Annotated in this window: 19 protein-coding genes, 1 other RNA gene and 1 riboswitch; of the genes, 3 read left to right on the forward strand and 17 right to left on the reverse strand. The window is 43.8% G+C overall.

What is annotated here, in order from left to right; all coding sequences use genetic code 11:
• Positions 1 to 10 precede the first annotated feature (10 nt).
• The 11 genes from dynA to kdgR form a co-directional block, all read right to left on the reverse strand.
• A complete protein-coding gene (dynA, locus tag NYE56_RS10615; RefSeq protein ID WP_341283835.1) occupies positions 11 to 3592 on the reverse strand; it encodes a dynamin GTPase in 3582 nt (1193 codons plus the stop codon).
• Between the two features lie 175 nt (positions 3593 to 3767).
• Complete coding sequence (gene fbpC, locus NYE56_RS10620) at positions 3768 to 3857, reverse strand: Fur-regulated basic protein FbpC (protein WP_100069434.1); 90 nt, start codon at positions 3855 to 3857, stop codon at positions 3768 to 3770.
• Between the two features lie 70 nt (positions 3858 to 3927).
• Positions 3928 to 4434 (reverse strand): alkylpyrone methyltransferase, encoded by a 507-nt coding sequence (gene bpsB, locus NYE56_RS10625; RefSeq protein WP_004398552.1) that lies wholly within the window; start codon positions 4432 to 4434, stop codon positions 3928 to 3930.
• Between the two features lie 3 nt (positions 4435 to 4437).
• Complete coding sequence (gene bpsA, locus NYE56_RS10630) at positions 4438 to 5535, reverse strand: type III polyketide synthase BpsA (protein WP_250607806.1); 1098 nt, start codon at positions 5533 to 5535, stop codon at positions 4438 to 4440.
• A 72-nt stretch (positions 5536 to 5607) separates the two neighbouring features.
• Positions 5608 to 6924, reverse strand: coding sequence for a xanthine permease PbuX (gene pbuX / locus NYE56_RS10635; RefSeq protein ID WP_341283836.1), 1317 nt, complete (start codon positions 6922 to 6924; stop codon positions 5608 to 5610).
• On the reverse strand, positions 6921 to 7505 hold the full coding sequence (gene xpt, locus NYE56_RS10640) for a xanthine phosphoribosyltransferase (RefSeq protein WP_341283837.1): 585 nt from the start codon (positions 7503 to 7505) through the stop codon (positions 6921 to 6923). Before xpt ends, pbuX begins: the two co-directional genes overlap by 4 nt.
• Positions 7506 to 7595: 90 nt before the next feature.
• Positions 7596 to 7695, reverse strand: a riboswitch (purine riboswitch).
• Between the two features lie 141 nt (positions 7696 to 7836).
• Positions 7837 to 9342 carry a carboxypeptidase gene (gene ypwA / locus NYE56_RS10645; protein ID WP_047182781.1) on the reverse strand — a complete coding sequence of 502 codons (1506 nt, stop codon included), beginning with the start codon at positions 9340 to 9342 and terminating at the stop codon, positions 7837 to 7839.
• A gap of 112 nt (positions 9343 to 9454) precedes the next feature.
• Positions 9455 to 10447, reverse strand: coding sequence for a 2-keto-3-deoxygluconate transporter (gene kdgT, locus NYE56_RS10650; protein WP_014477146.1), 993 nt, complete (start codon positions 10445 to 10447; stop codon positions 9455 to 9457).
• Positions 10448 to 10491: 44 nt separating this feature from the next.
• Entirely contained in the window at positions 10492 to 11082 is a 591-nt protein-coding gene (eda, locus tag NYE56_RS10655) for a bifunctional 4-hydroxy-2-oxoglutarate aldolase/2-dehydro-3-deoxy-phosphogluconate aldolase (RefSeq protein ID WP_335450621.1), read from the reverse strand.
• A 1-nt stretch (position 11083) separates the two neighbouring features.
• Complete coding sequence (kdgK, locus tag NYE56_RS10660) at positions 11084 to 12058, reverse strand: 2-dehydro-3-deoxygluconokinase (RefSeq protein WP_015251846.1); 975 nt, start codon at positions 12056 to 12058, stop codon at positions 11084 to 11086.
• Between the two features lie 37 nt (positions 12059 to 12095).
• Entirely contained in the window at positions 12096 to 13115 is a 1020-nt protein-coding gene (gene kdgR, locus NYE56_RS10665) for a pectin utilization transcriptional regulator KdgR (RefSeq protein ID WP_089172577.1), read from the reverse strand.
• 221 nt (positions 13116 to 13336) lie between these two features.
• On the opposite strand from kdgR, the gene kduI reads away from it, so the two are divergent.
• Positions 13337 to 14164, forward strand: coding sequence for a 5-dehydro-4-deoxy-D-glucuronate isomerase (kduI, locus tag NYE56_RS10670; RefSeq protein WP_268555420.1), 828 nt, complete (start codon positions 13337 to 13339; stop codon positions 14162 to 14164).
• Position 14165: 1 nt separating this feature from the next.
• The gene (gene kduD / locus NYE56_RS10675) at positions 14166 to 14930 is read left to right on the forward strand and encodes a 2-dehydro-3-deoxy-D-gluconate 5-dehydrogenase KduD (protein WP_326209477.1); all 765 of its coding nucleotides are present in this window, start codon (positions 14166 to 14168) and stop codon (positions 14928 to 14930) included.
• 41 nt (positions 14931 to 14971) lie between these two features.
• On the opposite strand, the gene NYE56_RS10680 is transcribed toward kduD, so the two are convergent.
• Both NYE56_RS10680 and NYE56_RS10685 read right to left on the reverse strand, forming a co-directional pair.
• A complete protein-coding gene (locus NYE56_RS10680; protein ID WP_341283838.1) occupies positions 14972 to 16897 on the reverse strand; it encodes an ATP-dependent DNA helicase in 1926 nt (641 codons plus the stop codon).
• A gap of 102 nt (positions 16898 to 16999) precedes the next feature.
• On the reverse strand, positions 17000 to 17191 hold the full coding sequence (locus tag NYE56_RS10685; protein ID WP_003246090.1) for a hypothetical protein: 192 nt from the start codon (positions 17189 to 17191) through the stop codon (positions 17000 to 17002).
• A 163-nt stretch (positions 17192 to 17354) separates the two neighbouring features.
• On the opposite strand from NYE56_RS10685, the gene NYE56_RS10690 reads away from it, so the two are divergent.
• Complete coding sequence (locus NYE56_RS10690; protein ID WP_010327933.1) at positions 17355 to 17507, forward strand: YpzG family protein; 153 nt, start codon at positions 17355 to 17357, stop codon at positions 17505 to 17507.
• A gap of 52 nt (positions 17508 to 17559) precedes the next feature.
• Here NYE56_RS10690 and NYE56_RS10695 read toward each other — a convergent pair whose 3' ends face one another.
• The 4 genes from NYE56_RS10695 to NYE56_RS10710 all read right to left on the reverse strand — a co-directional run bounded on the left by NYE56_RS10695 (position 17560) and on the right by NYE56_RS10710 (position 20182).
• Positions 17560 to 18717 (reverse strand): THUMP domain-containing class I SAM-dependent RNA methyltransferase, encoded by a 1158-nt coding sequence (locus NYE56_RS10695; RefSeq protein WP_341283839.1) that lies wholly within the window; start codon positions 18715 to 18717, stop codon positions 17560 to 17562.
• Between the two features lie 100 nt (positions 18718 to 18817).
• Positions 18818 to 19199: RNase P RNA component class B (gene rnpB, locus NYE56_RS10700), an RNA gene on the reverse strand.
• Positions 19200 to 19264: 65 nt separating this feature from the next.
• Complete coding sequence (gene gpsB, locus NYE56_RS10705; protein ID WP_003225629.1) at positions 19265 to 19561, reverse strand: cell division regulator GpsB; 297 nt, start codon at positions 19559 to 19561, stop codon at positions 19265 to 19267.
• 75 nt (positions 19562 to 19636) lie between these two features.
• Complete coding sequence (locus tag NYE56_RS10710) at positions 19637 to 20182, reverse strand: DUF1273 domain-containing protein (RefSeq protein WP_169072847.1); 546 nt, start codon at positions 20180 to 20182, stop codon at positions 19637 to 19639.
• Between the last annotated feature and the right edge of the window lie 50 nt (positions 20183 to 20232).

A 20232-nucleotide genomic window follows, 5' to 3' on the forward strand; every position in this document is an offset into this window, starting at 1 on the left:
CAACTGAATTTTACATTTTTATTGTATTGTCTGAATTTTTCCAGGAGATGCACGCCTGATACGCCATTTCAATCTCTTTCGCATGTTCCCCTTCCGCATATCCTCTTAAATATGTCTCTTTTTGATCCGTTATTTGCGCGATTGCTTTTTCGCCCATATCTTCCTGTAAGCGTCTGAGGTGAGCTGTGTAATGAGAAATCAGGCTTTCTTCTTCATTTTTTATCCATGCCTCTGTGATTTTCGTAAGTTTCATCCGTACAGCTTCGATAAAGGCCGATTTTCCTTTCAGCTCAAAAAACTGCTTCGGCGATTTGACCTCTTTTAGTTCCTGCTCAAAAGCACGTTCTTCTATTTCTGGTTCAACTTCCTTCAACTGTATGCCGTTTGAATGCTGATCACCCGCATAAACGGAAAAATAGCCGTCCTCGTTTAATGTTTTTTGAAATTGATCCAGCCATTCTTCATTGATATGCCGTTCGATGAAACCGCTCATGCGAACATCAAGCGTTTTGATTTCCTGAATATATTCAAATTGATATTCATGTAAGGCTGTTGTCATCGCCTTACTGACGTTCTTTTTCCAATCCCCGTTTTGCAGCCCGGGATGAAATGCCGATTTTAATAAATCATTTGCAAAATATGATAATCGCTGTGCAATGTGATATAGCTGCTCTCTTGTATCTTTTTTTACTTTTTCAATGATGGTTTCTGAGTTCCGCCTTTTCTCGATATCGGCCGCTGTCCGCTCAAATGACAGCATAAGGCGCTGTTTCTGCGCTTCCTTCTCTTCTCGGGACTGATGCTGGGATTGGTGAAGCTGAAAAACAGTTTCGCATAGTTTGTCTGCCTCCGAACTGAGCTGCGCTGCTGACGCTTTTTTTACATCCACTTCGATAAACCGGTCTAAGTGTTTTCTTACTTTCGAGAACTGATTATAAAATGACTCCGGTTTTCCCACCAGTTCCTCCTTACTTGATACGGTAAAGAGCTGCGGCTCATAAACCCCTTCTTTTACAAGCTCTGCGCTGACATAATCGGTCACTGTTTCGAGCTCTGTTTTATCTTTTGCAAGGTCTGCAGCATTAATAATAAAAAACATTTTATCCATGCTGAGCGATTCTTTCACAAGTCCAAGCTTTCGCAAAAATGAACGGTCTCCTTTTGAAAAAGAGTGCTGATAATAAGTCATATAAAAAAATGCATCAGCATCTTTGATATATTGGAATGCCAGTTCTGTATGCCGTTTATTCATGCTGCTCGCGCCGGGTGTATCAACGATCGTAATCCCTTTTTCAGTGAGCGGGCATGTATAGTAGACCGTTACCTCTTTCACAGCACAGGCCGTTGTTTCCTCTGCTACATACGGCTTTAATTCAGATAGCGGAATCGTTAATTTCTTCTGTTCCTGTATATACTGCTGATACTTCTCATATGCAAGCAGGAAATTGCTGATCAATTTCACGTGTTCTTCCTGCAGCCTGTTTTTTTTGACTGCCTTTTCCCACTTCTCTGTGAAGGAACGGCCTGCCGGTTCCTTTGGTATTCCGGTGAGCTGCAAAATTTCAGCCGTTATGTCATCCTCTGTCTTAAACACTACATCCGCTGTTTTGTTTAAGTTGCCATTGATTGGCATTGTGATCTTGTTAATTGTCGCTGTAGTTGGCGTTGGTGAGGATGGCAGCACTCTTTCGCCGACAAGCGCATTGGCAAATGATGATTTCCCCGAGCTGAAGCCTCCAAAAAGAGCGAGTGTAAATTTCCGTTCCTCAAGCCTTTTCACCCTTTCACGAAACGCTGAAGTTTGCTTTAACAACATGCTGCATTCGCCTAAAAGGTCAGACAAAGTGTAAAAGCGTTTGATTTGGTCTTGAAGCGGCATTTCTTGTTCCATTTTGATTTCTGATTTCGGCATCGGCTGCGCCGTCAGCTGGCTTCGGCCTTGTTTCTGCTCTGGAGCCGCCACTCTTGTTTTCTTCGATTTAAACCATTCTATGTCTATATGCATTGGGCATGCGGACTCTCCTTCCCAAATGGCCCACAGGCGATCGGTTTTCTCTCGGGCATGATTCTCTAAACGCGCCTGTTCTTGAAGAAAGACAAGTTTTTCTGATTCTTGGACGAGCCGGTCGTTAATCGTTTGCACATCTTTGGAAACACGCTCTTTCACCATAGCGGAGAGCACCTTTATGATGTCTGCGGCTTCTCTTTTCGCCTCTTTCCGGATGAGCTCTGCCAAGTCTTTTGTATATTGCAATACATATTCAGAGGAAAAGGCTGCACCATGCTTGACCGCGCGTTCAATGATGCTTATATCAAGCGGTGTGCGATAGGCCTGAATCAGCTTTTCACTTTCAGCGGTATAGACATCAAATGCCTTGGCGAGTTTATGAAGCGTGTCTATCATATGCCAATCCGCTTCGGCCTCTGTTCGTTTTGCCACATCAGAGAAAAAAGCATTCCGCCTTTTATCTCTTTCCTGTGCAGTTTTCGCTTTAGAAAAGAAAAAGCCGGTTTTAAAGGAAGGCTCTTGTGATTCTAAAAATGCAGCCGCCAATTCACGCATTTCAAAAGGCGTCAGGTTGGCGTTTTTTAAAATACGATTGATTTCTTCCTGCATCCTCTTCTCTGCCTCAGTCGTTTGTTTTTCGGCCTCATCCAATTGATCACGCAGCGATTGGACCAGTCCAGTTTGGATATTAAGCTGTTCAGCGAAACTCGGAGCGCCTGTTTCGTCTTTCTTCAGCATTTCCGTATGTTCCTTTAGCAGATTACGGACTTTTTGTTCAGTTAAAGCCTGCATATTGCTTTTTGATTGCTGTTCTATTCTTCTTAACTCTTCTCTCAGGGCCCCCATCTGATTGAACGGGTGATCCGGTTCTGTTACTGATGTAAAATAGAGCGCTTCCCTTGAAATCCCTTCATTGCAAAGCATCTCCTCTACCTGCGCTTGATAGTCTCCAAATTTTGTCTCCGTCTCATCATGGCGGTCAATTTGATTGACGATAAAATACACATTCGGAATGCTTTCTTTTATTGATCTGAGAAACTTTACATTTTCCTCAGAGTGCACGTGATTATAGTGAACGACGTAAAACAGCGCATCCGCTTGGTGAAGAATAGAAGCAGCCGATAGAAAATGCGCATCATCTGTTGAATCTATCCCTGGAGTATCAATATACGCAACCCCGGAATCGATCTCAGTATACCTGTCAAAAATTTCGACGCTTTCAATCTGTTCCCCGTCTTTACAATATTGCTGCACCTTGTCTTTCTGGTAAGCCCCTTCCAGCTCAGCACACGCTCCGTCTGTTGTATGAAGCCGAACTCGCTTTTCCCCGTTTCTGATCACAACAAGGTTAGCGCTTGTCGGAATCGGGCTTGTCGGCAAAATATTCTCCATTAACAGGCAGTTCAGCAGTGACGATTTTCCCGCTGAATAATGCCCGGTAAACGCGATATAAACCTCTTCATCAGCCGCTTTTTTCATGACCGCAGCCAGTTTAGCAGCCCTTTGTTCATCTTGATTCTCAATAAATTGCTTATAAAGTTCCCCAGTTTTATGCAAAAGCTTTTTTCTGTTTTGATCTGTCATAAGTCTGAACTCCTTTGTGCCGTTTCAATTGTGAACCTTTTTCGAAAGATCTGAATTCATTCCCTTTTCATTTTACACAAGAATAAACCAAATTTCTTTAGGAGAATAGAAAAAAGCCGCCATTACGGCAGCTTCTATAAAAGAAAATCTGCAACTTTTACAAGTTCCAGATTCATCAAACAGATTTATTAGAGATTCCTTTTAATACAAAACCAATTAATACACTATATGTACAAACCGCTCCAAGCAAAAACAACATTGTCATTTGCTTCACCATCCTGATTGAGAATCTTTTTCAAATTCATTTTAACATGGTTGAGAATGATTTTCAATCGCTATTTTACGCTGTATTCCTGTAATGCTTTGTCTTCTGCGCGAATTCTGACGCTTAACAACACTGCATTGAAAATGGAAAACAGACACATGGTGACGTATGCTTGATAAAGCAGCGGAATCAACAAAATTTCGAGTATAACAACGGCATAGTTTGGATGTTTCATCCATTTATATGGACCTTTTTTTACAAGCTCTACACCTGGAACAACAAGGATTTTCGTATTCCAATATGCCCCTAAGGAACAAAGCGCCCAATACCGTACGATCTGTACGCTTAAAATAACTGCAGCGATACCGAGCCACCAGCTGGACGGCTGTTTATTCATCAGCAGCACCTCGGCAATTAAGGACAGGAAAAAAAGGATATGCATCGTAATGATATACGGATAGTGGCTCTCGCCAAATTCAATTGCTCCTTGCTTCTTTACCTTTTGTTCGTTTTGCCTGGCCACTGCCATTTCTGCTGCTCTTTGAACAATGAGAATGGCGATCAACAACCAAAACATGAGTCAGGCCCCCTTTTCCCAGCTGAATAACAGCAATTCTGATGAGAAACCCGGCCCTAATGCGCCAATCAGTCCTCGTTCAGCTTCCTTTTTATGTCCGTTCTGCAGATGGTCTTTGATCACATACAAGATTGTGGCTGAAGACATATTTCCGTGCTTTTGCAAAATGCTTTGCGCAGATGAAAGCTTTTCTGACGACAGCCCGAGACTTTTGATGTATGCATCGATCACTTTTTTTCCGCCTGGATGCGCCAAAAAAACACTGATATCATGGAATGACAGCTTATGTTTGTCCAAAAAAATCTGTACATTTGTTTTGAGCCATTTTTCCACCAAGGTTGGAATGTCTCGTGAGAAAATGACTTTGAATCCTTGATCGGTAAAGTCCCAGCCCATGACATCTTCTGATTGTTTCATCAAAACAGATTGGGCGTCCATTATCTTCGGCGCAAGCTTCAGCTTTGACATCCTGCGGTCCGCCTTCTCTCCGCATAATAAAGCTGCGGCAATGCCGTCACCAAAAAGCGAGGTGCCGATCAGATTGCTTTTCGTTTTATCTTCCGGCTGGAATGTCAGGCTGCACAGCTCGGCAGCAATGACAAGCACAAAAGCCTCAGGATACGCTTTGCAGTATTCGGTTGCACGCGCAAGTCCGCTGGCTCCTCCTGCACAGCCAAGCCCCCAAATCGGGATCCGCTTCGTATATGGAGAAAACGGAAGTTCATTCATAAGCCGCGCCTCGATACTCGGTGTGGAAAGGCCTGTACTGGAGACGAAAAAAACAGCTTCCACTTTCTCATAAGGAATGGCTTCTTGAAAAAATTCCGGATGAGAGAGGCACTCACGAACAGCCGCTCTGCTGTGTTTAAGTGTTTCTTCTATGTATATTTGATTTTTTTCTTCAAAGCTGTGCCCCTCTTTATACCATTCAATCGGCTTAACAAACTGTCTCGAATGGATTTGCCCGTTTTTAAAGGAGGATAACAGCCGGTCAATATCCTTAAAAGAATGCTGAAACATATAGCGGGCGAACTCGGCCGCTTTCTCTTGGTTTACATTATACGCAGGAAGACTTGTTCCAATGGATAAAATAAACGCCATGCGATCACCTCTTTGCATACATTGTGCCGCAACAATCTTTTTTATATGCAAAAAAACTCCGCCGCGGCGGAGTTAGACTGCTGTTTTTTGTTCAGCGAGGTCAGCTTCTTGTTCTGTTTTTTTAGCTTTAGAAAAAACGTTATATACAATATTTAAGACGACTGCAGTAAAGCTGCCCGCCACAATGCCATTCGTTGTAAGCAGCGTTAAGGCACTCGGAAGCTGTTTGAAAATATCCGGCACAACGGTCACACCGAGCCCCAATCCCACTGAGCAAGCAACAATCAGCAGATTTTCCTGTTTCGCAAAATCAATGCGGCTGAGCATTTTAATTCCGTAAGCAATCACCATTCCAAACATCGCCACCATTGCACCGCCCAAAACAGCGGATGGAATAATGGTCGTGAAAGCAGCGATCTTTGGAAACAGCCCAAATGCCATTAGGATCATACCTGTGACCACAATGACGGCATTTTTTTTGATCCCTGTGAGCTGAACAAGCCCGACATTTTGAGAGAATGCCGTGTAAGGAAAAGCGTTAAAAATACCTCCCAGAAGCACAGCCAGTCCTTCAGCTCGATAGCCTTTAGACAAATCTTTCTCTGTCAAACGGCGGTTTGTCAGGTCACCTAAAGCAAAGTAAACACCAGTTGACTCCACAAGGCTGACAATTGCAACGATGGACATCGTAATGATAGGCGCTGCATGAAAAGACGGCGCGCCGAAGTAAAATGGCTGAATCATTTGAACAACTGCCGCGTCCGAAACATTATCAAATTGAACTTTCCCCATGAAATAAGCGATGAAGGTGCCAATCAAAATACCGATCAAAATCGAGACGGACTTGATAAAGCCTTTTGTAAAACGGTACAGAAGCACAATGATACTCAACACGGTAAAAGCAAGAACAAGGTTGGAGAGATCTCCGAAATCTGCACTTCCTTCTCCGCCGGCCATGTTATTCATGGCAACCGGCATCAGTGTAATACCGATAATCGTAACAACAGAGCCTGTCACGACCGGCGGAAAAAACGATACGAGCTTTCCAAAGAAAAATGAAATAAGAATGACAAGAATGCCTGAAGCGATAATGCTGCCGTAAACTGTTGAAATCCCATATTCAGATCCAATCGCAATCATTGGCGATACAGCTGTAAAGGTACATCCAAGCACTACCGGAAGCCCGATCCCAAAAAATCGGTTGCTCCACACTTGCAGAAGTGTAGCCACACCGCACATAAAAATATCAATTGATACTAAGTAAGTCAGCTGCTCGACGGTCAGTCCCATTGCTTTTCCGACAATCAGAGGAACGACAATGGCGCCGGCATACATGGCGAGAACATGCTGAATCCCTAAAGACAGCGTTTTGCCGAATCCATTTCTCATGAATGAACCTCCTGTACGAAGGACACTTTCCCTTCTTCTAAAGACTGAATTCTTGCCAAAGATTCCACTCGGTAGCCCAGTTTCACAAGTTCATCTCTTCCCGGCTGAAATGACTTTTCAATAACAATGCCAATTCCCGCAATAGAAGCCCCTGCTTGCTTCACAATCGACACAAGCCCGTGCGCTGCCTGTCCATTTGCCAAAAAATCATCGATAATCATCACATGATCCTGATCCGACAGGTGGGTCCCAGACACTGCGATTTGGCTTTCTGTTTGCTTCGTAAAGGAATAAACAGACGCTGTCAGCAAGTTGTCGGTGAGTGTTAACGATTTATGCTTTCTCGCGAAGACAACTGGCACACCCAGCTTCAAGCCCGTCATTACAGCGGGAGCAATACCTGATGATTCGATTGTCACAATTTTGGTAATACCGTCTTTTGCAAATCTGGACGCAAATTCGTCACCAACTCTCTGCATAAGCAGCGGATCAATTTGGTGATTCAAAAAAGAATCCACTTTCAATACCTGATCAGATAATACGACGCCTTCTTCCTCTATTTTCCGTTTCAGTGCTTCCATCCTGTCTTACCTCCGTTATGAGAATAAAAAAAGCATTGCCCGCTCAAATAAAGAGCAAGCAATGCTGATATCACAAAAAACCGTACACGTGCGGTTCCATTGCTCACCCATAGTCGGACATTTACGGTGCCCGGTAGAAACTTGCGTGCCATATCCACGCGATTATATGAGTGTTCCTATTATATTGTAATAAATTATATCAAGATTCTAATCTCTTGCATAGGCTGAAAATAAAAATTCCCGAACTTTATTTTTGTTTTTTTAGATATCATTCGTATTTCAAGGGAATTCGATATAAAAGAGCCTGACGACTGCGCCGCCAGGCTTTTGATTAAGACAGATAGAGATTTGAATATTTGTTTGATAAATAATCAATTAAATAGCGAACATTCAGCTCTTCTCCTGTTGCATCTTTAATAATGTCTAACGGCTTTTTCCGTTTTCCGTGAATGTGCACCTTTTCCGTCAGCCATTGCTTTATCGGATGGAACTCTCCTCTTTCCAAGAGAGCGTCAAATTCAGGGAGATCCTCAAGCATTTTTTGTTTCAGCTGAGCCGCATACATGTAGCCGAGCGCATAGGATGGGAAGTAGCCGAAATCTCCCCCTGCCCAATGGACGTCCTGTAAAATCCCCTCTGCGTCGGTCTGCGGTGTAATCCCTAAATAATCCTGGTATTTTTGATTCCAAAGCGACGGCAGATCTTCCACAGACACTTCATTGCTGAAAATCGCTTTTTCAATTTCATAACGGATGATGATATGAAGAGGATACGTCAATTCATCCGCTTCGACCCTGATAAATGAAGGTTTTGATTCATTGATTGCCCGGACAAAATCATCCAGGGAGATGTCCTTGAACTGTTCAGGTGATGCTTCTTGAATCTTCTGATAGTACGGTGTCCAAAAATGCTTGTTGCGGCCGATAAAATTCTCGTAAAATAATGATTGCGATTCATGAATTCCCATTGATGCGCCGTCTGACAAATTCGTGCCACTGAGTGCTTCATCAATATTTTGCTCGTATATCGCGTGCCCGCACTCATGAATGGTGCCAAAGATCGCCGTCCGGAAATCTTTTTCATCATATCTCGTCGTGACCCGAACGTCTCCCCGGTTCAGCGTAGTTGCAAACGGATGAACGGTTTCATCAAGTCTTCCGCCATCAAAATCGTAGCCAAGCTCCTGTAAAAAATACAGACTGAGCTCTTTTTGCTTTTCTTTCGGGAACGCTTTTGTAATAAAGCTTGTATCTGGTTTATTTCCGGAAGCTGTCACCTGTTTAACAAGAGGGATAATCGCTTCCTTCAGCTCAGTAAACAGCTGATCAAGCACCTTTACCGTGACGCCGGGCTCAAACAAATCAAGCAATGCATCATAAGGATGCTCTTGATATCCCCAATACGTAATAAAACGTTTATTGAATTCAATCAGCTGTTCTAAATAAGGAGAAAACAAGCTGAAATCAGATTTTCCTTTCGCTTCCTCCCACGCTGTTTCTGCCTTTGAACACAGAATCACGTATTCTTTGTATTCAGCCTCAGGGATTTTCTTATTCTCTTCATACTCTTTTTTCGCCAGTTCCACTGCTTTTTTCGTATCTTCCGACAAGTCATCAAATCGTTCATACAGGACATCGATAAGCTCCTTCATTCGATCTGATGTTTGGATATTGAATATATCTGTTGAAAGCTGGCCGATACTTTCGGCACGATCCTCTGAGCCGTTTTTCGGCGCGCCTGTTCTGGAGTCCCAGTGCATTAACGCAACTGCTTCGCTGTAATGTGAGATTCTTTTTAAAAGATCAAAAAATTCTTTTTCATATGTATGTATCTCCATATCCATTCCCTCCCTATTCTAGCCGTTCCATTACAGGCTAATGGAAGGGGGTATGAAAGTCAAATTGTTTGTATAAAAGGCTGCCGGTATGTTTTTATGGCAGCCTTTTTATTCAGTTGATCGTCATTTGATTTTTTGGCGGAGGTGTTCTCCGCTTTTTCTGCTTGATTTTTTTATCTACCCACACTGTTGCCAGCGGGGTTAAGAGCGAGGTGACAATAACGCTTGTCGCGATAATTGCAGTTGCCGACTCAGCAACTGGCGCAAATGAGGCATTCGCTTCCGCTAATGCGTATGGCACGGCTACAGCCGCCCCCGCCGTAGAAGAAGCGGCCACTCCCGCCACACCATCTCCCCGCGCAATAAAACGATCAAGCAAAAACAAAGAACTGCCCGATAAAATGACGACAGAAACTCCGATAAAAATGCCGAGCAGCCCTGATTGGATCAGCATTCCAAAATTCAAGGTATTGCCGAGCGAAAAGGCGAAAAATGGAATGATCGCCGGCACAACCTTGCTGAATAAGTCTCTGAGATCGTGATCCAGATTTCCAAGTATACATCCAAGTAAAAACGGGATGACTGTCGCTGCCAGCGTTTCCCATGGGAATGCGGCAAGTCCCGTCACACCAAACGTCACCATGGTCATAAAAGGACCAGATTCTGTACTGATAAAGGCGAAAGCGCCCGCATCCTCTTTTCTTCCCATGTGATTCATGAGCGCCAAATACAGTCCGCCGTTCGTTTCATTCATTACCGCGACAATTGCTAAAACAGAAAGGCCTGCAAAAAAGCCGGATTGTATGCCTTCGTCAGGTATAAATTGCGCTGCGATCACGCCAAGCAGCGCTGCAAATCCGACCTTTCCCAATAATAACGTGATTCCTTTTCTTGCGATATAGCCTGAAGAACGAAAATCAATCGTTGCTCCTACGCAAAAGATAAAAACACCCAGTATCGGCAGCGTTCCGGTAATCAAAGCACCCGTAAACCCTCCAAAGAACTCCGCTGTTCCAGGGGCAAACGTGTTGAGCGCCGCTCCAAGAAATAGCGGAATAATCATCATTCCGCCAGGTACCCGTTCAATTGTCGCCTTGATTTTCATATTGTGGATTCTCCCATCCTCCGGTTATGAAAAAACAATTCCACTTATACTTGGAAAACAGCCTGCAAATCCTCTTTTGAACAGCTGCCCAGCTGGCTGCCGACTCCGACGGCGCCAGCTCCGGCTCTAAGCCAATCCGGCACTTCAGACGGATGTATCCCGCCTGTCGGAATAAAGGTCACCTGCGGGAAAGGCCCCGCTAAATTTTTCATAAACGGGATGCCAAACACACCGCTTGGGAACAACTTTAATGTTTTAAAACCGTATGTCAACGCTTCCATAATTTCGCTCGGAGTCAAGACGCCGGGGATATAATGTGTCTTTACAAAAGATAGATGTTCAGCAAGATCAGCTGAAAAACCCGGACTGACAATAAACTGCGCGCCAGCCTCAGCAGCTTCCCCAGCTTGCTGCGCGGTGATGACCGTGCCCGCGCCAATTAAAATATCTTCCCTATTACGGAAGGATTCGATAATATCTGATGCCCCGGGGGTCGTATACGTCACTTCAACTGCACGAATCCCTTTATCTAATAAACTCTCAATCTGCTGACAGGCCTCCTGCTTATCCTTTGAACGAATGACTGCAATCAGCTTTGCTTCTTTCAGACGGTTTTCAACGACTTTGGACTCCATATTAATAATCCCCTTTCTTTTGGTGAACCGTTCTTTGAGCAGATAAAAAAGAAGCTAATTTCTCCCTGGTCGGCAAACCGTCCATATCCCCCGGTGCCTGCACTTGCAAAGCGCCAATCGCATTTCCCCTTTGCACCGCATCCTTGTACGACAAACCGTCTAGGATACCACTGATTACACCGACTGCAAATCCGTCTCCGGCGCCGACCGTATCAACCACCCGGTCGACCCGGCAGCCTTCTAGAAATCCTTCACTTGTCCCCGTTTTAAAGTAAGCGCCTTCTTTTCCGAGTTTAATAGCGACAAAGCTGGCACCTTTTTTCAAATAATAGTCGGCAATGCCTTCAGGTGTTTTTTCTCCGGTCAATAGCTCTCCCTCAGCGATACCCGGGAAAAACCAGTCTGCAAGCCCAGCCAGATCATTGATTGTGTGTACCATTGTTGCTTGATCAGGCCAAAGCGAAGGTCTTACATTAGGGTCGAATGAAATGGTCTTCCCTGCGTTTCTCATGTCGTTCATGACATGATACGTGAAGTCTTTCATCTCGGCTGACAAGGCAGGCGGAATGCCTGTCACATGCAAATGGCCTGCGCATTGAAAATAATCTCTCGGATATTCAGCTGAAGTTAATGTGCTTGCAGCTGAGTTTTTCCTATAGTAGGTAACTTGCGGGTCGCCTTCTTTCACTTTTGACTTCAGCAGCAGCCCGGTGGGATTTTCGTCCTGCGAGCGGATCACGCGGGACACATCCACTCCCTCTTTTTTAAGCTCTTGTAAAATAAACGTTCCGAGCTGATCATTGCCGACCTTGCTCATCCATCCCATTCGGAATCCGAGTCTGGCAAGGCCGCAGGCGACATTGCTTTCTGCTCCGGCAAGCCCTTTAGAAAAAGTGGATACTTCATGAAGGCCTCCATACTCATTTGCGTAAAACATGGCCATTGATTCCCCGAATGTCACCGCATCAAGCTTCATCTCTTCCCAACCTCCTCTTAGTTGAGGGCACCTAGGATTAAAGTGATTTTCTCATGATGACTTTTGCCTCTAATTCAATGGTTTGAGGCGCTCCTTTGTCACCTTCAATCCTTTTTAATACACGTTCCATCGCCGTCCTGCCCATATCATGTGACGGCTGGGCGATCGTTGTAATGCCTGGACCGATCAGTTTATACCATTCCGTATCATCGAACCCTGCAATCCCTATATCTTGAGGGATGCGCAGGCCAAGCTCTTCCATACAGCTGATGATTTTCAGCATAATCAAGCCATTCAAAGCCAGAATCGCTTTTTTTTGCTCAGGCATTTCCTTGTGAAAAGAACGAAGCGCCGCCTTAAGCTGCTCCTTGTCCTTTACGTCAATTTCATGCAATCTGACAAGCCCGTTCACATTATGAACCGAAGCCATTTCCTGATACACAGCTGCTCTTTCTGCACGAGGGCTGATAGAGGAAATCGGTTCGGTAAACAGCGCGACATCAGTATACCCTTTGCTGTACACCTTCTGAAGAATCTCTTTTGTGATCCATCTGTTGTCAGTCGTTACGGTATCCAGTTTCAGATCCGGCAGTTTCCGGTCAATTAAGATTGTTGGAATTTGCTGTTCAGCAAAAGCGCGCAGTACATCCTTGTTTTCCCCTGTTGCGTTTAAAATCAAGCCCTCAACCGAATGGGCTTCTAGCTTTAAGAGCATTTCCCGCTCTTTTTCAGGACTGTTATCTGTGTTGCACACCATAATGCTGTATCCATATTGATCACAAACCTCTTCGACTCCCCTGAAAGCAGCGACCGAAAAAGGATTTGTAATGTCAGCCACAACAAATCCGATTAACTTGCTTTTTTTTATTTTCAAACCTTGTGCCATTTTACTCGGCCGATAATTCAATTCTGCGATTGCCTTTTTAATGTTTTTCACTTTTTCAGGAGAAATCGCGTCAATTTTTCCGTTAATATAGCGGGAAACTGTCGATTTCGAAACTCCTGCACATTCAGCTACATCTTTGATGGTTGTATGGCCTGTTGTTTTCTTTTTCATTCAAGTGCTCCTGTATCTCTTATATTTGAAACCGATTTCAAAACCGTTACAACAAAAGAATACCATAATTTTAAAATTTGGAAAGAGTTTTTTTAATAATGTGTCAATTCATTATTTTTTCGTTGACTCTTTTCACTATTTATCCTAAAATTTTCTTTGAAACCGTTACCAAAATATTTTCATTCAAGTGATGCTGAAATCCTAACCAAGGGGGAAATATAATGGAAAATCGTTATTCTGTACATCCTGAACAAGTAAAACGCTTTACAACAGAGGAGCTTCGCAGTCATTTCTTAATGGATCCTTTATTTACAGAAAACAAACTTACGATGTATTACTCACATGAAGACCGGGTTGTCATCGGCGGAGCGGCTCCAGGGCAAAGTGAACTGAAGCTTGATGCAGGTGATTTTCTAAAAACAGACTTCTTTTTGGAACGGCGTGAAATCGGGATTATTAATGTCGGCCAGCCTGGTGCCGTTAGAGTCGGCGATGATGAATATGTGCTTCAAACAAAGGATTTTCTCTATATTGGAATGGGCAATCAGGATGTATCGTTTTCAAGCCTGAACGGGGAAAAAGCGAAGTTTTACTTCGTCTCCGCTTGCGCCCACAAAAGCTATCCGACACAAAAAGCCGGTATTTCTGAACTGACACCGGACCGCCTTGGTGATGATGCAGCGTCTAATGTCAGAAGTCTGTACAAAGTCATTCATCAGGATGGCATTAAAAGCTGTCAGCTGATGATGGGAATAACGATGTTAGATCAAAACAACAACTGGAATACCATGCCAGCACACGTTCATGACCGTCGGATGGAGGCTTATCTTTATCTGGATCTTGAAAAGGACTCAAAGGTATTTCATTTCATGGGCCAGCCGGACGAAACACGCCATCTTGTTGTTGGAAATGAGCAGGCTGTCCTTTCTCCCGCCTGGTCTATTCATTCTGGCGCAGGAACATCAAACTATAGCTTTGTGTGGGCGATGGCTGGAGAAAATTACACATTTACGGACATGGATCTCGTTCCGATGGATGGGCTGAAATAAGATGGGTTATCTACATGACGCCTTTTCATTAGAAGGAAAAACAGCGCTGGTGACAGGCCCGGGAACAGGGATCGGTCAAGGTATTGCCAAAGCCCTAGCCGGGGCTGGCGCTGATATTATCGGCACATCACATACAAGCAGCCTGTCTGAAACACAGCAGCTTGTGGAACAGGAAGGCCGGATATTTACATCTTTTACATTGGACATGAGCAAGCCGGAAGCGATAAAGGGTTCTGCAGCTGACCTGTTTGAAAACAGGCAGATCGACATCCTTGTCAATAATGCCGGCATTATTCATCGGGAAAAAGCGGAAGATTTTTCAGAAGAGAACTGGCAGCACGTACTGAATGTCAATCTAAACAGCCTGTTTATTCTGACACAGCTTGCTGGCAGGCACATGCTGAAAAGAGGTCATGGAAAGATTATTAATATTGCCTCTCTCCTGTCTTTTCAAGGCGGCATCCTCGTTCCGGCTTACACCGCGAGCAAACACGCTGTTGCCGGTTTGACAAAATCATTTGCAAATGAGTGGGCAGCGTCAGGTATTCAGGTCAACGCAATCGCCCCAGGCTATATTTCTACTGCGAATACAAAGCCTATTCGGGATGACGAAAAGCGAAATGAGGACATTTTAAAGAGAATTCCTGCCGGCCGCTGGGGCCAAGCGGATGATATCGGGGGGACTGCAGTCTTTTTGGCATCACGTGCTTCAGATTATGTAAATGGACATATTTTAGCAGTTGATGGCGGCTGGCTATCCCGCTGACAAATAAAAAAAGCTGACGAACGATCGTCAGCTTTTTTCCATTACATCATGTGCGGTTCAACAGGCAAGACCTTTTTGACCTCATCAATGATGCGTTCATTTTCTCCGCCAGCGTAAATGTGAATCGAGCCGCTGTCTTGATTCGAGCGAATCAGGCGCCCGATGCCCTGCCGTACACGTAACAACATATATGGCAGATCAACTTCTTCGAACGGATCTTTTTTCGCTCCGTTGCGCTTCGCTGTAAATACAGGATCGTGTGGCGGGTATGGCAATGACCAAATGGTAACATTCTTCAATGCGTCACCGGGAATGTCGAGTCCTTCCCATAAGTGAACTGAACAAAGTACTGTTTCCTCTTCCTCTTGGAATTTCTCTACTAAGCTGCTGATTTCCTCATCACCTTCAAAGAAAATTGGATACGGCAGCTCCCATGCCGCCGACAGCTCTTTAAACTCGTGTAATTCTTCAAAAGAAGGGAAAAGCACCAGCGTTCTTCCTTTGTAACGTTTGATTGTTTCAATCGTTTCAGCTGTTTTTTGTTCAGCGGCCATATCTGTTTTTGCGTATAGATTAATACTCATTTGCTCGTCATAATCATAAGGGGAATCAACAGTTAATGACAAATAATCATGAATCCCAAGACTGTCGGCAATATAATCAAACGAACCGCCTTCTGACAGCGTAGCAGATGAGAAGATATAAGGAATTTTCTTAGAAAACACTTTTTCGCCAAGTACTTCTGCTACCGTTCTCGGCATCACAACAAAAGTTGATTCTGCTTCCTTTTTCTCCAGCCAGCTGATTGCATCCTTTTGATATAGAGATAATGAATACGCCATTTGTTCAACATATTCTTCCACTACTGACAACTCGTATTGATCAATCGTATACATTTCAGACTCAAATACAAGTGCCTCACCGATTTTATCAAGTAAACGGCAAAGCTCGTCCGCCGCCTTTTTGACACGCTGGTCATTTTTTATTTCTAAACGGTGTGAACCGGCTACTTCCTTTGATTCTTCAGAAAGAACATAGAAAAATTCGTCGTTTGCGAGAAGCGCATCTTCAATCAATTCTGCAAACTCTTCTCTGATGTCATTTTGCAGCAATCGTTCTAAAAACAATTCAAGAGTAGACTGCTTCACTCTATAGGTTAGCGCTTTTTGCGCAGCAAACTCTAACAAGTGCCCCTCATCAAATACAACTGCACTATGATCAGGCAAGAGCGGCAGCTGGCCCTCTCGTTTGCGTGATTCTTCCGTCCACACATGCTCCATATAAAAATCATGGGAACAAATGATTAAGTCCGTTGACTTGCGGTAGTAATCTCTGGAAAGCGTCAGACCGCATCTGTGTCTCATATCACAAGTCAGACAGTCCTGAAACGAGTCGTAGCTTACGTCAGACCACTCTTCATTCGATAGATTTGCGTACTGCTTACGGTCGCCATACGGATAAAAGCGCTGCATCGCCTGGGACTCGTGGACAAATGACGGTAACGACTCATAAAGATCCAGCCATTTATCATCATCAGAACGCTGCATTGTTTTTTCAAGCTTCTTCAAGCATAAATATTGCTCATGTGATTTTGATAGCCTTGTATCAATTTTCAGATCAAGATGCTCAGCCAGCTTAGAAATATCGCCCTCTTTTTTCACCAGCTGTTCAATTAATGTTTCATCTGCACAAGCGATGATGGCGGGTTTGCCGACATACCTTGCATAGCTGATTGCAAAAAGAAGATAAACCAGCGTTTTCCCCGTTCCCACTCCAGCTTCGGCGAACATGACTTTTCTCTCTTTAAACGCCCGCTCCAGCTGAAAAGCCATAAATACTTGCTCGTCCCGAAGATCAAACCCTTTTTCGGGAAGGATATCGTAAAACACGTCACCAATCCAATTGTTCAATTCTTCATAAAAATTCTTTGTTTTCGTTAAAGAAAAAGGCAAACGTGATGTTGTCACCTAGTTCCAACCCCCAACTATTCGACATTCAGACCACCAATAATATCATTTTCCGCTGATGAATACAATAAAAAAACTTGGCAATGCCAAGTTTTTTGCAGTTCACTTACGATTGATCACATGCGACGATAAAAAAGGATGGTCTGTTGAATAAATATGTTCTACCGCTTTTTCTAAATCAGTTTGCGCATGCGAAATCACAGACGGAGACGAATCAGTCCCGAGCTCCTTCAGCTCGTTTGCTGTTGCGTCAAGCGCCCTTTGAATAAGATTAAAATGTTCGCTGTTCAGCATGAGATCACCTCTGATGGAAATAATCATCATTGTATGCGAACTTTTCATTTTATATACATGCTTTACCGCATGTTATCACCGAAACATGCACAAACTACACTTGATATTCCGTCTCCGGATTATCCGTCTTATCAACAATATTCTATCAGGGAGTGATGTTGACATGAGTTATAGAAACCGATTAGATCAGCATTCTGAACTGTTTCATCACAATTGGACGCGGCCTAAACGTTCTAAGTCTCAAGTAAACGGTCACACTGAAATGTCCCAAACCAACATTATATTGAGAAGCAACGCGAAAGCTCACCGTTGGTAACGATAGAATAGGGCTGAAAGATGAAAGAAGACGCATGCAGAGCGTCTTCTTTTTATGCGTTTTCTGTTTTCTTGCGCTGCGGTCTTACTTTTGACCAGTATTGATAATAATCCGTTTTAATAAACCCGTTAAAGAGCTTTCGTTTCTTCGTTGCTTTTCTGCCATATGCTTCCTCAAAGTTTTCATTTGATGTCAGCATATACACAGACCAAGTATCAAGCGGCTCGAACGCCTTCCCCATTTCTTTGTACATCTGCTCAACGGCTTTTTTCTCGCCGAGACGCTCTCCATATGGCGGGTTGCCGACAATTACGCCAAACTCCAGATTGGTGGTAAAATCTTTGACCTGCATCTGCTTGAACTGGATTAAATCTCCCAACCCTGCTTCCTCTGCATTTTCTTTTGCGATTTCAACCATGCGGTGGTCTATGTCGCTTGCGAAAATTGTAAGCGGCTGGTCATAATTTGCCTTTTCTTCGACTTCAAGCCGCGCTTTGTTCCACAGATCTTTACCGATCCATTCCCAATCCTCTGATACAAAATCGCGGTTGAATCCCGGGGCGATGTTTTGGCCGATTAGCGCCGCTTCTATCGCGATTGTTCCGGAGCCGCAGAAAGGATCAACAAACGGGCGGTCCGGCGTCCAATTGGTTAATTGCACCAAAGCGGCAGCAAGTGTTTCTTTAATCGGCGCACCGCCCTGATCGACACGGTATCCTCGTTTGTGAAGGCCTGTCCCTGATGAGTCCAGTGTAATCAAAGCCTGATCTTTCAATAAAGAAATTTCGACTTTATACTCGGCACCTGTTTCTTCAATCCAATCATTGGCTTTGCCGGACTGCAGCTTGAGCTTTTCGACAATTGCTTTTTTGACGATCCGCTGACAGTCGGGAACGCTTGCAAGTGTTGATTTTACCGATTTTCCGATGACAGGGAATTTCCCGTTTTCAGGTATAAATGAGCGCCAGTTAATCGCTTTCGTTTTTTCAAACAGTTCATCAAATGTTTTCGCTTTAAAAGAAGCAACCTGAACCTTTATGCGGTCGGCTGTTCTAAGCCAAAGGTTCGCACGGCAGATGGCAAGTGCATCACCTTCAAAAATAACTTTCCCGTTATCAACCTTGCATTCGTATCCTAAATCTCGTACTTCCTTTGCGACAATAGCTTCAATGCCCATTGGCGCCGTTGCAATTAGTGTATACTTCTTCATCGTATCACCCTGTCTTTTAAAACTTTTCTCTTTTCAAGATAAAAGCTCTCCTTATACGGGAGAGCTTGTTTTCATCATTTTAAATGTAAGTGGTCTAACGTTCTGTAAGCCATGTTTTGTTCCGTCGTACTGCAAACGGCTCATCACCTCGTACTCAGGCGGCAATCATCTATCTACAGAAAGCATTCTGTCCTTCTCTCCGTTGAATTCCGTTAAGAAGGTTCCCCTACCAAAATTTGGGTTTCTCGCTCGAGGGGTTTACCGCGTTCCACTCTCACCATTTCTAGTGAGACTTCGTCACTGTGGCACTTTCAAGGATACTCAGCCATATCCGAAGGACGTAGGCTTTTTTCCTGCCGTCAGCCTCTAAAGGCTGCCCTAGCTTATGACTTCGCTAGGCACGAACACTACGGGCATCTCAGCACCGTGCGAGCATGGACTTTCCTCTACAGATTCAAGATCTGCAGCGATTACCCGAACGTTAAGAACATGAATTATTATATAACAACTGATTACAATTTACAAGCGCCATTTTTTTCAAGCGTGATCAATCATAAAGCTTGCTGCCAAAAACGTGTTTTTCTAAGTTAGACAGCCGTTTTAAAATATCAAAATTTGTTGTGTTAGATTGCACAGGCTGTTTTTTGCTGGCTTCTTCAAGCTGTTTTTTCAGCTGCAGATTTTCCTGCTGCAGTTCTTCAATTTCTTGATGAAAAGTTTCATAATCCTTAATAATCATATCTAAAAATTTGTCAACGTCTTCTTGCTTGTAGCCTCTAACGCCTGTTTTAAATTCTTTTTCCAAAATTTCTTTCGCAGAAAGCTTTACTTTATCAGCAAGCATCTTTTTCACCTCGTATCGTGAATCATCACATATATTTTTTCAGAAATCTGTACGGTTGTCAAATTTCTCTTATTGCTATGAGTAGCTGTCTTCCTCTACTGTCACTCTCAAGTCATCCATTGTAATAAAGTAGATGGGATAGCCATCCTGTTCGCGCCTTTTTTCCGCTGTCCCAAGCATATACTTAGGGGAGCCTTCCTTTTCCGGGTCATATAAAAGCAGAAGCCCGTCGGACTTATCAATGAAGAACTGATTTTTTTGTTTGAATTGAAGCGGGCTTTCATAAGGACGGTGAGTCAGGCTTGCTTCATAGTCTGCCTGAGCCAGAACTGCTTCATACTGTTCCTTATTCGGTTCTTTCCAGTTCTTTTCCTGCTCGTAAAATGGTGTGATGACAGCTACCTTTAAGTCAGGGTATTCTTCCTGCAAATCATATGCAGCTTCTGCCGCCCACAGCTCCGCTCCAAGCTGGCCCGAAATTAAAATCCATTCTAATCCTTCATCCAAAAAAGCAATCAGCCGGTTCTTAATGGCTTTTTTTATGTAATACAGCGCCTTGTCATCCTGCTTAAATATCCCGAGTTCAAACGGTTTATAGCCCGTTATTGCCAATACTTTCATCATTTCACCTGCTTTAAAAAATGGGGCTCCCGTGGGCCCCATTTGTTGTG

This window comes from Bacillus sp. FSL R5-0603, assembly GCF_038050295.1.
GTDB lineage: Bacteria > Bacillota > Bacilli > Bacillales > Bacillaceae > Bacillus > Bacillus subtilis.